General features: G+C 44.8%; 11 protein-coding genes. All 11 read left to right on the top strand.

Going from position 1 to position 16295, the window contains the following annotated elements:
- The first annotated feature begins 111 nt into the window (after positions 1 to 111).
- The 11 genes from BQ5453_RS00080 to BQ5453_RS00030 all read left to right on the top strand — a co-directional run bounded on the left by BQ5453_RS00080 (position 112) and on the right by BQ5453_RS00030 (position 16044).
- Positions 112 to 1620, top strand: a complete 1509-nt coding sequence (locus tag BQ5453_RS00080; RefSeq protein ID WP_235859999.1) for an N-acetylmuramoyl-L-alanine amidase — start codon at positions 112 to 114, stop codon at positions 1618 to 1620.
- 38 nt (positions 1621 to 1658) lie between these two features.
- A complete protein-coding gene (locus BQ5453_RS00075) occupies positions 1659 to 2576 on the top strand; it encodes an MlaD family protein (RefSeq protein ID WP_071121620.1) in 918 nt (305 codons plus the stop codon).
- Between the two features lie 1002 nt (positions 2577 to 3578).
- On the top strand, positions 3579 to 3707 hold the full coding sequence (locus BQ5453_RS14645) for a hypothetical protein (protein ID WP_262503116.1): 129 nt from the start codon (positions 3579 to 3581) through the stop codon (positions 3705 to 3707).
- A gap of 268 nt (positions 3708 to 3975) precedes the next feature.
- Entirely contained in the window at positions 3976 to 5358 is a 1383-nt protein-coding gene (gene dnaA, locus BQ5453_RS00065; protein WP_022101395.1) for a chromosomal replication initiator protein DnaA, read from the top strand.
- A gap of 335 nt (positions 5359 to 5693) precedes the next feature.
- Positions 5694 to 8588, top strand: coding sequence for a TonB-dependent receptor (locus tag BQ5453_RS00060; RefSeq protein ID WP_071121618.1), 2895 nt, complete (start codon positions 5694 to 5696; stop codon positions 8586 to 8588).
- A gap of 375 nt (positions 8589 to 8963) precedes the next feature.
- A complete protein-coding gene (locus tag BQ5453_RS00055; protein ID WP_048927172.1) occupies positions 8964 to 10196 on the top strand; it encodes a site-specific integrase in 1233 nt (410 codons plus the stop codon).
- A gap of 22 nt (positions 10197 to 10218) precedes the next feature.
- Positions 10219 to 10608 carry a virulence RhuM family protein gene (locus BQ5453_RS00050; RefSeq protein ID WP_048927171.1) on the top strand — a complete coding sequence of 130 codons (390 nt, stop codon included), beginning with the start codon at positions 10219 to 10221 and terminating at the stop codon, positions 10606 to 10608.
- A 200-nt stretch (positions 10609 to 10808) separates the two neighbouring features.
- Positions 10809 to 12050, top strand: a complete 1242-nt coding sequence (locus BQ5453_RS00045; RefSeq protein ID WP_054350315.1) for a primase-helicase family protein — start codon at positions 10809 to 10811, stop codon at positions 12048 to 12050.
- A 274-nt stretch (positions 12051 to 12324) separates the two neighbouring features.
- A complete protein-coding gene (locus tag BQ5453_RS00040) occupies positions 12325 to 13302 on the top strand; it encodes a toprim domain-containing protein (RefSeq protein ID WP_048927169.1) in 978 nt (325 codons plus the stop codon).
- Positions 13303 to 13518: 216 nt separating this feature from the next.
- Entirely contained in the window at positions 13519 to 14823 is a 1305-nt protein-coding gene (gene mobV, locus BQ5453_RS00035; protein ID WP_048927168.1) for a MobV family relaxase, read from the top strand.
- A 312-nt stretch (positions 14824 to 15135) separates the two neighbouring features.
- Complete coding sequence (locus BQ5453_RS00030) at positions 15136 to 16044, top strand: MUN family extended-spectrum class A beta-lactamase MUN-1 (RefSeq protein ID WP_206340447.1); 909 nt, start codon at positions 15136 to 15138, stop codon at positions 16042 to 16044.
- The last annotated feature ends 251 nt before the right edge of the window (positions 16045 to 16295 follow it).

Genomic DNA, 16295 nt, shown 5'->3' with positions numbered 1-16295 from the left:
TGTATGTAGTAATGATTTTATACTACACTAAGAAACTTATAGCAAAATCTCTTAAAACACATGAGGCCTTCTCTTTTGAAATACTTACAAATTGTTCTGTTTGTCGCAATAATGCCGTTTGTCTCGTTGGCTGACGTAGAAAAGCGTAATTTTACACTCGTAATTGATGCTGGACATGGCGGGCATGACGCAGGGGCAATTGGTGCCTATTCAAAAGAAAAGGATATCAATCTTAAAGTGGCGTTGGCATTTGGCCGGCTGGTTGAAAATAATTGCCCTGACGTAAAGGTGGTTTATACGCGTAAAACAGATGTGTTTATACCTTTGCAACGACGCGCCGATATAGCAAATAATAACAAAGCTGACCTTTTTGTGTCGGTACATACCAATGCGTTGCCTGCAGGACGACAGGCTTATGGGTCTGAAACCTATACGCTGGGTATGGCACGTGCCAATGCCAACTTGGCTGTAGCCAAACGTGAGAATTCAGTTATTACGCTCGAGAGCGATTACAAAAGTACCTATCAGGGCTTTGATCCGAATAAGGCTGAGAGCTATGTGATATTTGAGTTCATGCAGGACAAGTTTATGAAGCAAAGTGTCGATCTCGCTACTTGCATTCAGCGTCAGTACGCCTCGGCAGGACGACCAAATAAAGGTGTTCATCAAGCTGGATTTTTGGTGCTTCGCAATACCTCGATGCCTTCGGTGCTGACAGAATTGGGCTTTATTACCACACCTTCTGAAGAAGCGTATCTTAATTCACAACAGGGCGTGACAGAGTTGAGCCGCAGCATTTATAATGGTTTCCTGGCCTATCGCCGCATGCACCAGCGTGGTGTCAACGACATTCCGGCTAACCTGCCATTGCAGGTGGCTGCTGCGAATGATGTGGCACAGCAACCTGTGAACGCTAACTGCAAAGACACCCCCTCAGCTAAAGAGGTGGCTGTTGTACCGGTTCAGGCTGTGCCCACGGCGCGTATAGCGAAGTCTGATGCAGATAAAAATGAAGAGAAGCCTGTGACTGAAACGTGCAGACCATCACGACCTAAAACGCGACCGGTAACGGCGCAGACTGCACCAGTACGCAAAGTGGAGGAACCAGCTGCCAAGCGGACACCGGCTGTGGCAAATAAGCCTGTGGCAACACATAAGCAAAATGCTACACCTAAGCAAAGTGCTAAACCTAAGCAAAGTGCTGCACCTACACCTAAGCAAAGTGCGGCAGCTAAGTCTACAGCCAAGGATAAGGATACAGATAAAGCCAAGGGCAAGCAAACAGCAACGAAGAAGGAGTCCCCGAAGGAGACAAAGGGTAAGAATACAAAGAAAGAACAAATGGGCGCACGTGCCAAGCAACGTGTGACTTACCGTATACAAGTGGGTGCGGGCAAGAAGGAAATTGCCGCTAACGACCCACAGTTTAAGGGCTTGGACGTAACGCGTGTGAAGGAAGGTGCGCTTTATAAATACTATTATGGCACCTATCACACTTACGCTGAGGCGCAAAAAGCACAGAAAACGGTGAAGGCAAAATTGCCCGCAGCCTATATAGTAGCCACTGTGGCAGGCAAAAGTGTGACTGTGGCCGAAGCGCGAGCCAAGGAAAAAGAATAATAACAGACTCAACTACTTGCAACAGAATAGAACAAAGTATGAAGAAGGAAATGAAAATAGCACTCACAGCAGTGGTGGCACTCGTGCTGCTGTTTGTGGGATTGAACTTTTTGAAGGGCATTAACGTGTTCAAGTCAACCAATACCTATTATGTCAAGTTTAAGGACGTAGCAGGTCTTGCTGTGTCGAACCCCGTCTATGCCAACGGCTACCCTGTGGGTATTGTACGTACGATTGATTATGACTATAAGCGTGGCGAGTATGTGGTGGTAGGCATCGAACTCGATGATGAGATGCGCGTGCCGCAACAAACGCGTGCCGAACTCGAGGCCGAACTTATGGGCGGCGTGAAAATGACGCTTGTGCTTGGTCCCAATCCTGTTAAGAATATAGAGCAGGGTGACACCATACAGGGCGGCATGCACCTCGGTGCAATGGACAGAGTGGGCGAGATGGTGCCGCAGATAGAAAAGATGCTGCCAAAACTCGACTCGATTATGGACAACTTGAACCGTCTCACTTCAGACCCCGCCTTGGCTGCCACATTACACAATGCACAGGCTATAACAAGCAATTTGAAGCAGACGTCAGAGAAACTTAACGTGCTGATGCAGAACGATGTGCCTGTGATGCTTGCCAGTTTGAAAAATACCAGTGCCAATGCCGAGCGCTTTACGGGAAAATTGGCGGCGCTTGATGTACAGACTACGCTCAATAGTGCCAATGCTACGTTGGCCAGTGCCAATCGTTTGGCCAACCAGCTTGGCGAAATGTCTACGTCGCTCGATACAAAACTCAAGAGCAAGGATAACACACTTGGCTTGTTCTTGAACGATCGTGGCGTATATGACAACTTGAACTCTACCTTGCGCAATGCAGACTCGTTGATGATAGACCTCAAGTCGCACCCCAAACGTTATGTGCATTTCTCCATATTCGGCAAGAAGGATAAGTAATTACCCAATATTGAACACCTGTTCAGGTGACAGGTGGTTTTATACAAATGGAACGGGCGCTCAAGCGTGCCCGTTCCATTTGTCTTAATATGGCAATTTGGGCTGGCGCAAGCCAAAAAGCTGGTTTTGTATCGCTCTTTTAAGGGCGAACAGTCCTTTTTCTGGTGTGAGACGAGATTGCTGAAAAAAAACGACGCAGGACGCGTCGCCCCCGTTAGTGCTTGCGTCTTGAATCAGATTGACAGGTTAAAAAGCAAATTCGAAGCCATGTAAAGAACTATTGTGCCAGGGCATTGCGCTCTAATGGGGGCGACGCGTCCCGCGTCGGTGAAATACAATGCACGCACACCAAATAAAGGCTCACAGACAGCAGTAATTACACTTCTGTCTGTGAGCCTTTACCTTAACGCGGGACGCGTCGCCCCCATTAGTGGTAGCGTTTAGTGGTAGCGTTTGATAGTAGCGTTTGGTGCTTGAGTCCGTTCGCATGTTAGCGTTTCACCGAAACAGCAACAATTTATAAAAGCTCCACGACGATAAAGTTGCACTTGGTACCTTAACCTTACTACAAAAACTTTACTTGTCGTGTATCTTACATCTTACACAAACACGTTGCAACTCATTGACTATCAATGCTTTATTCAGTGTAAGATACTGCCAATCCTACCTACACACAACCTACACAACCCACATGCTGCCACACGGCACGAGCACGGGAGGAAGATATCACGGCATAGGGGAGCAGAAAAGTCTGTTGCTCCGACAGATTCTCCTACGTCCCTATGGTGTAAACCCCGCCGCATACGTCCAAACCGACTGTGCGACAGCGGGATGTGATGTGTAAGATATATGCAAGGGCGTGTAAGATACTTTGAAATCATCTTACACACTTGAAACCGTTGTGTATCAACTTGTTACGTGTAAAAAGTGTAAGATGGCAGTAAAAGCACATACATTTGTTTACAAGAGGACTGATGAACTCAGGACACACTTGTCTTGTTCTTGAACGATCGTGGCGTATGTGACAACTTGAACTCTACCTTGCGCTCTGCCGACTCGTTGATGATAGATCTCAAGTTGCACCTCAAACGTTATGTGCATTTCTCCATATTTGGCAAGAATGGCAAGTAATTAGTAATTACCTAATATTGAACACCTGCTCATGTGACAGATGTTTTTATACAAATGTAACGGGCGATTAAGCGTGTCCGTTCCATTTATCTTAGTATGTGCAATGCTACGTGTGACGGGCTGTGAGGAGAACTTTATTGCAGCGACTGTCTTCATGTTCTATTGACAATCCTTGTTAGCAAAATGTGCTTTATATCTTTCGTCATTTCAAATAAAATTCGGAACTTTGCAAACCCTATCGGCAAGTTGTAAACTCTAAATATCCTCAATGCAAGACCATACGCTCACATATTGGCAGACATCGTTGCAGTATATCAAGCAAAATGTACCTGCAGACATATACAAGGCATCGTTCGAGCCTTTGCAGTTTGTCAGTTTTGACGAGGGATTGCTAAAGGTTGGAGTGCCCAACAAATTGTTTGCAGAGTTGTTTGAAAGCAACTATGCCAAATATTTCTTGCAGGTAGTCAGTCACTATTGTGGGCGCAGCGTCAGGCTGAAGTATGTGATAGAGCAAAAGCCGGCTGAGAATGTAGCGCCCAATCCGATATTGGTGACGCCAAACGAAAAGGAAATTAACCGATACCGGGTAACTCCACAACAGACGCAGGCAAAAATGCCGCCGCTCGATTCGCAACTCAACCGTCGTTACACGTTTGAGAATTTTGTAGAGGGTGGTAGCAACAAACTCTCGCGCAGTGTGGGACTAAGCATAGCCGAGAGTCCGGGCAAAAGTGCTTTTAACCCATTCTTTCTGTACGGGCCGAGCGGTGTGGGCAAAACACACTTGGTCAATGCCATAGGTGTACGCATCAAGCAGTTAAATCCCGAAAAACGTGTGCTGTTTGTATCGGCGCACGTGTTCAAAACCCAATATACCGACTCGGTAATACATAACACGCAAAACGATTTTATCAATTTCTATCAGTCGATTGAAGTATTGATAATTGACGATATACAGGAGATTACTACGTCGAAAACTCAAATGGCCTTTTTCCACATATTCAACCATTTGCAGCAAAATAACAGACAAATAATCATTACATGCGATCGTCCGCCCGTGCTGTTTGAGGGCATAGAGGAGCGTATGCTCACCCGTTTTAAGTGGGGTATGGTAGTGGAAATGGAAAAGCCCGACACGCAGCTGCGCCGCGACATATTGGTGTCAAAGATACGCCGCGACGGTTTGGAGCAGGCTATCCCGCCTGATGTGGTGCAGTATATAGCCCAGAATGTGGAAAGCAGTGTGCGTGAGCTCGAGGGTATTGTCAATTCCATTATGGCCTATTCGGTGGTTGATAATTGCGAAATAGATATGCAATTAACCCAGCGTGTAGTGGCACGTGCCGTAAATTTGGAAAAGAAAGAACTCTCTGCCGATGACATATCTGCAGCAGTATGCCAGCGATATGGTGTGAAGCAAAAGGACCTCTCGTCAAAAAGTCGCAAACAGACTATTGTGCAGGCGCGCCAGTTGGCAATGTTCTTGATACACAAGTACACCGACACCACTTACAGCCATATAGGTAGAATGTTTGGCAAACGCGATCACAGCACCGTACTTTATGCCTGTAATCAGGTGACACGTCGCATTGGAGTGGAAAAGACTTTCAGACGCGAGGTTGAGGAACTTGAGAGCGTGCTGAAGTAAACGCATTCTTTGGGTCATCTCATAAAATAATTATTGGTGTCCGATAAAACTCAAAAAAGCGCATACTTGTTAGGCTCAACCGCTGATTTTAGGCGGTTGAGCTTATTATTTGTGCAAGACAAGCCCCCTCTAAGATTTACGAAGGTTCGGGAGGAAAAATTGAGGCCTTTTCAAGAAGGTTAAGCCAGTCCTTCTCTGGGTTGTTTAACAAACTGAAAAGGTTAACATAGTTATCGGACACCAATAATATTCAAACGTTTTTTTTAACTTTGCCACGCAACTTATTCTAAATAAAATTGAGCCCCACATAATAACCTTACTTTACCACACAAGCCATGAAAGCATTACACCTACACATATTATATAGTCTTGCACTACTCGTATCTATTACACTGAGTGCAACAAATGCCTTTGCACAAAAAGAAAAGACAAGCAACATCTACATTCATGTAGTAGACAAAGTTTCAAATCGTCAACTAAGCCAAGCTCACGTATCAGTTTTAACACAAGACAGCACACTCATAAGTACGTGCCATGTGGGCTACAGCGGAGGGTCGACAGGCGGACGTGAAATATTTTATGCCTGCGAGGTCAAGTCATCACACCCCTACTACCTTATCAAGTTTGAATGTAAAGGCTATAAAACACGCATCATACGTGCTGAAGCCACTACTGAAATAAAGTTCAACGAGGTAGCTCTTGAACGTGAAGTAGCCTTGCGCAACCTTAATGAAGCAGTAGTAAATGCCACAAAAATAAAAATGGTGATGAAAGGTGACACTATTGTGTACAATGCCGATGCCTTTGAACTTAGCGAGGGATCGATGCTTGACCAACTCATAGGGCAATTGCCTGGTGTAAAGATTGAGAGAGGTGGCGTCATTACCATTAATGGCAACAAAGTTAGTTCTATGCTCATTAATGGCAAAGACTTGTTTAATGGCGATGTGCAAAAGGCCATGGAGAATCTTCCCGCCTACATTGTAAGCAAAGTAAAAGCCTACCAAAAGGCGCCTGATGATGCTTACTTAACACGACAAGACAAGAGCGCACAAATAAATGATCCGTGGGTGATTGACGTAAACTTGAAAAAAGACTACAACCAAGGATGGATTGCTAACGCTGAAGCAAGTGGCGGCACTGACAGCCGCTTCTTAAGCCGACTATTTGGCATGCGCTTTACAGACCGCACAGAACTCTTTGTGTATGGAAGTGCTAACAACCTTAACGACAAGACACAACCTTGGGGAGACGGCACATGGTATAAAAATGTGGTGCCAAATGGGCAAATGAGCATTCAGAAGGCAGGTGCAAACTTTGCATATAACGGCCGTAACAACAAGAACCGCATCAGCACTTCTGTAAATATAACACACAGCACCAACAACATAGACAATCGCTCGGTCAAAACTAACTACTATGAAACCAATGACACGTATGGGCGATCACACTTCTTAAACCATGCTACCATTTGCTCCACAGAGTGGTTGGCTGATGGAAAGTATGCAGGCAAAAATGCATTTTTAACGTGGTATCACTCACTTACATTGGGCAATACCCACACACATAGCGATAACCAAAACATTACATTATACCAGCAAATTACAGAAACCTATCCTACCGCTGTACTTGATAGCATTTTCATCCTTAAAGGCTATGTGCAGCCATTTCAACTGCCCCTCATTAACTATTACAGAGACCTATCAAAAGAGCAAACAAAAAATTGGCATTTGTATGAAATGCTAAACCTTAGTTTGTCTAAATGGACGTTCAACCTTCAAGGTGATTATAACAAAACAGAACAACACCTATTTTCACAATATCTGTTGCACTCACCACAAACAAGTACTACTGATGATTTCCGCAATCGTTACACAACAAAGCCACAAAACAACTATAGCATATATGCAAGCATCACCCGAAATCTGTTTCGCAAAGAAAAGGGCAATTGGTCAAACGACATGAATACCTCTTACACCATAAGCTATGCACGTAATGAAAATTCATCGGTGCTATATCGTTTAGACAAATGGAATAATGGATGGAACACTCCTGACGGAAAACAATTAGGTTTGTTACCCTCTACCTATGATTCGCTGAGTGTATGTACTGACTGGGCTAACAGTTTTATGACAACAACCAAGGATTGGCATCAGCAACTACGTATCAGCTATCAATTAAAACACGGAAAGAAATTCACATTTATCCTTTCGCCTGAATTGAACTACATGCACCGTAATGTGAACGATTGGCGCAACAATCAGCAACTACAAATCGTGCGCAAAAACTACGCATGGGTTGCGCCAAGGTTAGACATTAGTCTTTACAAATTCAAACTTACAGCTATTGTACGTCGTCAACTGCCCAATGCTAATTATTTGTTAGACGCGTACAATAATAGCGACCCCTTGTTCATCAATAAGGGTAACCCTGCTCTAAAAGCTGCAGACACATATAGCATAAGATTACAATACAATAAATTCAGTCGTCACACGATTGTACAAACAAATCTTGACTACAGCCAAACACACAATGGCATTGGCATGGCAAGATTTTATAACACACTGACGGGAGTTACCACCATGCAACCCGCCAACATAAATGGCAATTGGCAAACAGAATGGATGGGTGACTTGGCTCACGAACTTGACAAAAAAGAACGTTGGGAACTAAAAGGTAGTATCAAACTCACATACCTACATAGCAATGACCTTGTGCAGGAAGCAAAAAATGAAGTGCCTATTTCGTCAATGAGCCTAAGCACTGTGCGCAACTTCTACACTAACGCATCTGTTGGCATCAACTACAGAAGCAAGCCATTAAATGCAGGACTGCAAGTACAGCTTGACTGGCAACACGCCACAAGTCAACGTGCTAATTTTACAACCTTAAACAATAAAGACATCAGTTCAACCTTTACACTATTAGCCAAACTGCCTTGGAAGGTAGAGATAGCTTCAGACATCACCTTATTCAGCAGACGTGGCTATGCTGACCACTCTATGAACTCTGACGAATGGATATGGAATGCTTCAATTGAGAAACGTTTGCTAAAAAATAGTGCATTATCATTCAAATGTTCTGCAGTTGACCTCTTGGCGCAACGGCGTAACGTAGAACGAAAGGTTAATGCACAAGGATACACTGAAACGTGGTATAACACCATTCCACGTTACCTACTCTTCACTCTGAGTTATCGCTTTCACAAAGCACCCAAACGTAAATATTGACAATTACTTAAGGGGCTTACTTTTTTAAATAAAGAGCATGAAACTCTATTTATAAAGGGTTTAAGACGGAAGAAGTCGCGTTTCGGCGTTTTATCGGACACCAATATAAAATAAACAGATAGCTAAAAAGTAAATTTGAGAAAAGCGTAGCGATTCAACTGAAAGAGTGGTCGTTACGCTTTTGCTTTTGATGTGGAAAAGGTCGTTTGCAGACATCCAAAAGCCACACAACGCAAGAGTTCAGTTACCACATCATTACTGCCGTAATGTGTGAACTTCCAGAATAAGCATCTGTTTTTCTGCGATTTGCGTAATTTTGCGTAGCTGTTGGTAACTCACGGTAAACTAATTTTGTCACCAAAAAAGAAGTGAGTTATGCGAAGTACATTCAAGGTCTTATTCTACGTGAAGAAAGGCAGTGCAAAGCCCAACGGCAACCTGCCACTGATGTGCCGCCTTACGGTGGACGGAGAGATTAAGCAGTTCAGTTGCAAAATGGAAGTTCCACCCCATTTGTGGGATGTGAAGAACAACCGTGCTTCGGGCAAGAGTGCCGAAGCGCAGAGAATCAACCGTGCGGTTGACAAGATTCGGGTGGAGGTGAACCGCCGCTACCAAGAACTGATGCAGACAGACGGATATGTGACCGCTGCCAAACTGAAAGATGCCTATCTCGGTATCGGTATCAAGCAGGAAACCTTGCTGAAACTCTTTGAGCAGCACAATGCGGAGTTTGCAAAGAAAGTCGGACACAGCCGTGCCAAAGGAACATTCCAACGGTACATAACCGTCTGCAAGCATATTCGGGAGTTCCTGCCCCATACATACAAGCGTGAGGATATTCCCCTCAAAGAGTTAAACCTCACGTTCATCAACGACTTCGAGTATTTCCTGCGCACGGTGAAGAAATGCCGCACTAATACCATTTGGGGCTATATGATTGTGTTGAAGCACATCATTTCCATAGCGAGAAATGACGGTCGTCTGCCGTTCAATCCCTTTGCAGGGTATATCAACTCTCCCGAAAGCGTGGACAGGGGGTATATCACGAAAGAGGAGATACACACCATGATGAATACCGAGATGCCCGACAAGACCCACGAGCTTGTGAGGGACCTGTTTCTGTTTTCGGTGTTCACGGGGTTGGCATATTCCGATGTCAAGAACCTCACCACCGACAACCTGCAAACTTTCTTTGACGGTAACTTATGGATTATCACCCGAAGAAAGAAGACCAACACCGAATCGAATATCCGTCTGTTGGACGTTCCCCGAAAGATTATAGAGAAGTATAAGGGGATGGCAAAGGACAATAAGGTTTTCCCCATGCCAAGTAATACGACCTGCAACAAAAAGCTGAAAGCCATAGCCGATTTGTGCGGTATAAAGACACATTTAACATATCATGTCGCAAGACATTCGGCAGCAACTACCATACTGTTATCCAACGGAGTACCCATTGAAACCGTCAGCCGCCTGTTGGGGCATACCAACATAAAGACCACTCAAATCTACGCGAAGATAACCGCCCAAAAGATAAGTCAGGACTTGGAACTGTTGTCCGACAAGTTGGGGGATATGGAGAAAAGCATTTGCAGTGCCATTTGATAACCCATAAAGAAGAATACAGATGAAAGAGAAACGAAGCATCATCACGATGGACGGACAGGGCAACATCGCCCTGCCGACCGATACAGTCTCCATTGCCATGACCGAGTGGGAACTCTGCGAGTTGTTCGGGGTTATCGCCCCAACAATCCGAGCAGGGATAAAGGCTCTTTGTAAAAGCGGTGTTTTGAGGGAATATGAGACAAAGCATACCATCAAACTGTCGGACAAACGCAGCATGGAGGTTTACAGTCTTGAAGCCATCATCGCCCTTGCTTTCCGCATCAACACATTCGGAGCGGAACAGGTTCGCAGAGCCATACTTGAAAGACTGTACTTGCGAAAAGAAAAAACAGGCATCTTCTTTTCGCTGAACATCACTGATACGGCAAATCCGAAATACTTTGCATAGGCGTATTGCCATTCACACATACTCACGCACCCGAAGAAGCATCTGTTTTCAGCTCTGTTTCTTCGGATTTTTTGTTTTTACAGCCCCGAACAGCCCCGAAGTATTTTTTGCTGCGTTCTGCTGTGATTTGCGTATCAACTTATCCGACAGTTGATTATACTTTTGTAGCTGACATTTTTTCAAACTTAAATCATTGGAATATGGAAGCAAACAAAGTAAATGACAGCCACCGACCGCCCACAGATGGCGGCATGGCAAAGGAAGAGTTTATCCGTGTCGGCACAACGCTCTACAAGATTGTGGAGCAGCCAAGACTGAACGGAGGGTATGTAAGGAAGCGCATCGCATGGAACAACGAGACCCTGCGCCAAGACTATGGCAAGGACTACATCGGCAGCGTACCCAAGTATGACGGCTTCTGCACCGTACCCGAACACGTCAGCTATCAGCCTGTAATCGGCAAGTTCCTTAACCTCTACGAGCCGATACCCCACCAACCGCAAGAGGGTGATTTCCCCTCTGTCCGCTCATTGGTGGAACATATCTTCGGGGAGCAATACGAGTTGGGAATGGACTATCTTCAACTGCTCTACCTGCAACCCATTCAGAAGTTGCCCATCCTGCTGTTGGTGTCGGAGGAGCGCAACACAGGCAAAAGTACATTCCTCAATTTTCTGAAAGCCCTGTTTCAGAATAACGTGACATTCAACACCAACGAGGATTTCCGCAGCCAGTTCAATTCCGACTGGGCTGGGAAACTCCTTATCGTGGTGGACGAAGTATTGCTGAGCCGCCGGGAGGACAGCGAGCGGTTGAAGAACCTGAGCACGGCACTATCCTACAAGGTGGAAGCCAAAGGCAAAGACCGTGACGAAATTGCGTTCTTCGCCAAATTCGTGCTGTGTTCAAACAACGAGTACCTGCCTGTCATCATTGATGCAGGTGAAACCCGTTATTGGGTGCGCAAGATAGACCGCTTGCAGTCGGATGATACCGACTTCCTGCAAAAACTGAAAGCGGAGATACCTGCTTTTCTCCACCATTTACAGCATAGGCAGCTATCCACCGAAAAGAAAAGCCGTATGTGGTTCACGCCCTCACTACTGCATACCGAAGCCTTGCAGAAGATTATCCGCAGCAACCGCAACAGATTGGAGATAGAGATGCACGAGCTTATCCTTGACATTATGGAAAGTGTAGGCACGGACACTTTCTCTTTTGACTGCAACGATATTTTTCTTTTGTTGCGGTATTCACAGGCAAAAGTGGAGAAACATCAAGTACGCAGGGTATTGAAAGAGTGTTGGAAACTTAATCCTGCACCCAACACGCTTACCTATACCACCTATCAGTTGGACTATACCCGTGACTGTCACTATTCGCCCATGCGGAAGACAGGACGGTTCTACACCGTGACAAAATCGTTTTTGGAAACACTATGATTATTTTGATGAAATGATGAATAAGTATATAAATATATTGAAATATAGATATTTACATTCTCATCAAACATTCATCAAAAGTATCTCACTGATGAAAGGAGAAAACAGGACGGACAGACCATGCCCGACACCGTAAACGATGAATTTCTCTTTTCGTGAGTGGTTTGATGAATAAATGATGAGATGATATATAGATATAAATCAATGTGTTAAACCATATGTTCATCAAATCATCGCTTTATCAACCATCATCAAATCCGTAGGAATATACATTATGACAATACAGGAAGCAAAACAAATCAGAATAGCAGACTATCTGCAAAGTCTGGGGTACACACCCGTCAAGCGACAAGATAGCAGCCTTTGGTACAAGTCACCGCTGAGAGAGGAAGCCGAAGCCTCGTTCAAGGTAAACACCGAACTCAACCAATGGTATGACTTCGGCATCGGCAAGGGTGGCAATATCATCGCATTGGCTTCGGAACTCTACCGCTCCGACAACGTGCCGTATCTGTTGGAGTGCATCGCCAAACAGACACCGCATCTGCACACCGCCATCCATGTACCATTTTCTTTTGGTCGGCAATCCGTTTCAGAACCGATGTACCGACATCTGCAAGTTTCGGAGTTATCCTCTCCTGTACTATTATCCTATTTGCAGGAGCGAGGAATAAGCACCGAACTCGCCAAGAGGGAATGTAAGGAACTGCATTTTGAAAACAAGGGCAGACCATACTTCGCCATCGGTTTCCCGAATATGGCAGGTGGTTATGAGGTGCGCAACCGCTATTTCAAAGGTTGTGTCGCTCCAAAGGACATCACCCATATCCGACAAAGTGGAGAACAGCCGACAACCTGTTATCTTTTCGAGGGCTTCATGGATTACCTCTCGTTCCTTTCCATCCGTGTGAGGAACAATCCGCAATGCCCCCGACTGACCACGCAGGATTATATCATCTTGAACTCCGTTTCCAATCTCGCAAAGGCGGAGGGCATATTGGCTGACTATTCCCAAATCGGCTGTTTCCTTGACAACGATACGGCAGGACGGACAGCCTGTGAGCATCTGCAAGCAAGGTTCGGGGAACGCCTTTCCGACAAGTCCATACACTATAGTGAGTATAAGGACTTGAACGACTACCTGTGCGGTAAGCCCTTGTCCCAATCGGCAGAGCCGATGAAGCAGGAGAGGCAAGTCCAATCCGCAAGGCGGATGATGCAGCCACCGAAAAAGCGAGGGCTGAAGATGTAGGGAGTGAGAACGCTTGCAGCCGTGCGGATATTTACAAGCGGAAAATACCATAGCTTATTAGGGAATTTTCCGAGCCGCATTGCAAGCAACGCTGAAAATTCCCCAATAAGCCAAAGAGGTTGCACCTCTCTGGACTCTCCCAAGCCAACGGCAGAAGCCGTACAGGAGAATAATCAACCATTGTTTCACAAGCTAAAAAAGAAAGGAAAACCATATATGGGATTTGTCGTATTACATATGGAAAAGGCGCACGGTTCCGACAGCGGAACGACCGCCCACATCGAGCGTTTTATCATACCGAAGAACGCCGATCCAACTCGCACGCATCTTAACCGAAAACTCATCGACTATCCCGATGGAGTGAAAGACCGAACAGCAGCCATCCAACACCGTTTGGAAAACGCAGGGTTGACACGCAAAATCGGTAACAACCAAGTACAGGCAATCCGCATCATCGTGTCGGGAACGCATGAGGACATGGAGCGTATCGAAAAAGAAGGCAGATTGGACGAGTGGTGTGCCGACAACATGAGCTACTTTGCCTTCATGTTCGGTAAGGAGAATATTGTGGCTGCGCACCTTCATCGGGACGAGGAAACGCCACACATACACATCACCCTTGTTCCAATCGTAAAGGGGGAACGTAAGCGCAGGAAACGGGAGGAACAGACAAAGAAACGCTACCGCAAGAAGCCGACCGACACCGTAAGACTGTGTGCCGATGACATTATGACACGGCTGAAATTGAAGACCTACCAAGATACCTACGCCATTGCGATGGCAAAGTACGGATTGCAGCGTGGCATAGACGGTTCAACGGCACGGCACAAGTCCACGCAGCAGTATTATCGGGACACACAGAAACTTGTCGATAGCCTCAAAGCGGAAGTGGTAGATTTGCAGGAGCGGAAAGAAGCGGCACGGCAGGAACTCCGCCAAGCCAAGAAAGAGGTGCAGACTGAGAAACTGAAAGGCGCAGCCACGACCGCAGCGACCAACATAGCCGAGAGTGTCGGTTCTTTTTTCGGCAGCAACAAGGTCAAGACGCTGGAGAGGGAGAACAAGAATCTGCATGAGCGTGTATCAGAACTTCAAGAAGAAGCCCGACAAAGGGAACAGCAACAGGCGAAACACATACAGGAGATAACAGACGCTTACGAGCTGCGACACCGCAAATTGTCCGAGTTTACAGACTTTGTGAAACGCTACTTCCCATATGTGGAGAAGCTGATACCGACAATAAATTTCCTGCGTGAACGCTTGGGCTTCAATGACGATATTATCCGAAGATTATGCACATTCAAGGACGTTCCCATAAAAGGCAAGCTACATTCTTCCGAGTTCAACCAAGGCTTTGAAACCCAACGTGCCGTCTGCTCCATTAAAGAGGATGAAAATGGAAAGTTCGATTTCAAGATTGATGGAGTATCACATATAAGCTGGTTCAGAAAGAAGATGAACGAGTTTAGGGAAGCTATCGGAATACCGAAACCAAGACAAAACAGAGGTATGCAACTGTAAATCAAAATAAAGTCCGTGATTGTTGAATGACATATCACGGATTTTTTGTACTTTTGCACTCGGATTGAGGCAACTCTATCCAAGACATAAGAAAAAGAAGCGTTATGCTTTCTTGTAAGTCGAGAACGTAGGAAATTCAAGACACTGCACAAGGATGGCATAGTGGTTCTCACGCATATAGCGTGGGCTGCTATACTACATTCGTGCATTTAGGTTTCCTACGACCTTCGACTTAGAATGTTGCATTGGTAGTCCACGTTTCTGCATTTGAGCATCCGCTTCTTTGGGCTAAGAAGCAAAAAAGAAAACTATATGAAACAAAAAGTTCCACTATCAAAAATGAACATGACAAAAACGCTATTATCAGTTATGCTTTGTTGCTGTTGCAGCATTATGGCTTTCGGGCAGAACATGACCCAAGAAATTGAAAAGATTATCAAAGGGAAGCAAGCGTCTGTCGGGGTAGCAATTATCCATAATGACGATATAATTGCCATTGCCAACGAGGACAAATATCCCACTATGAGTGTATTCAAATTCCATATAGCAGTGACAGCTCTGAAAAAAATGGAAGCAGAGAATATTCCGCTGGACAAAATGGTGTATATCAAACAGAAAGAAATGCTGAAAAACACGTATAGCCCGTTAAGGGATAAATATCCCGACCAAGGGATTCGTATATCTTATAGGGATATAATCAAATACACAGTATCGATTAGCGACAACAACACATGCGATTGGTTAATAAGGTTTGTTGGTGGTATTGATAAAGTGGACTCCTACATAAAATCTCTTGGGATAAAGGATATGAATTTCACGGAGACAGAGGAAAGCATGCATACGGACATTATGTTATGCTACAACAATTGGAGCACACCATTAGCTATTGCGCAATTGCTCAAGAAACTTCATACAGAAAATATTTTGACAAAAGAGCATTTTGCGTTTTTAGAGACAGCCATGCTTGATTGTGTGTCTGGCAAGAACAAACTAATAGCGGGGTTGCCTACCGATATAAAATTTGGGCATAAAACGGGACGTTCTAACCGAACTGCTGATGGCATACAGATAAGCGAGGGAGATGCAGGAGTGATATATCTTCCCAACGGTGAGAAGTGCTACATTGTCGTTTTGATAAAGGATTCTCGTGAGTCTGATGATGATAACGCCAAAATAATGGCAGATATATCAAATATAGTTTATCGTCATTTGAATAAATAAAAATCCAATTGTAATGAATCAAAGTCTCTAACATATATTTGTTGGAGACTTTTTGTTAAATTTCATATCGGAAAAGTGTGCGTTTCAATAAAAAGTAATAACTTTGCAAATGAAAGAGTTATTTGACAGTATAGCACCGCAAAACGCTGAAAATAGCACAGTTGCTAACTCGTTACCACTGTTTCTCAAATACTCAGTTAAATGTTTATTCTTCTAACGGTTATATTAAACCGTTTCAAATCTAAAATAAT

This window comes from Prevotellamassilia timonensis (assembly GCF_900106785.1).
GTDB lineage: Bacteria > Bacteroidota > Bacteroidia > Bacteroidales > Bacteroidaceae > Alloprevotella > Alloprevotella timonensis.
This window is presented reverse-complemented; position numbering and strand designations above follow the sequence as displayed.